The 708-nt window shown below is 71.5% G+C and carries 1 pseudogene; it reads left to right on the forward strand.

Going from position 1 to position 708, the window contains the following annotated elements:
• A pseudogene (locus IF89_RS39470) lies at positions 1-708 on the forward strand (hypothetical protein); the annotation flags it as partial.

The following is a 708-nucleotide window of genomic DNA, read 5'->3' on the forward strand; positions in this document are numbered from 1 at the left end:
ACCGAGTACGGCAACGGCACCGTCCTGGCGGTCGGCTACTACGACAGCGGCCAGCCGGAGAAGGAGACCCTCACCCGCAAGGACGGCACCCTGCTGTCCGAAACCGTGTACACGTACAACAGCCGCGGAGACCTGGCCACCCGCACCGACACCCGCCCCACCACCAGCCCTGCCCCCGGCAACAGCAGCGGCAGCGGCGGGCAGGCAGATACCGGCACTGCAGACAGCGGGAGCACCGCAGACGGCGAGGATGCCGCCACGGGTGCGCCGGTGACCACCCACACCGTGCACGGCTACGACGCCTACGGCCGGCTCACCTCCACCACCGTCCACGGCGGCGGCGATGCGAAGGCCCCGGTGCTGCGGTCGACCGCCTACACCGCCAATGCCGCAGGCGACGTCACCACGGTCACCGTCACCGGTGCGGACGGCAGCAAGACAGCCACCGCGCACGAGACCGACTCCGCGGGCCGCCTCACCGCCCTCACCACCGACGGCAAGCAGACCCCCCAGACCTGGGATGCGGCCGGCAACCTCCTCACCGGGGCAGACGGCACCGCCTGGACCTACAACCCCGACAACAAGCCCGCCACCGCCGCCACCGCCGACGGCCTGCGCAGCACCTACACGTACTGGGCCGACGGCAGCCGGAAAACCACCGAGACCACCAACCCCGACGGCACCCGCACCACCGTCCTCTTCCACTAC

It is taken from the genome of Streptomyces sp. NRRL F-2664, from assembly GCF_000719345.1.
Classification (GTDB): Bacteria; Actinomycetota; Actinomycetes; order Streptomycetales; family Streptomycetaceae; genus Streptomyces.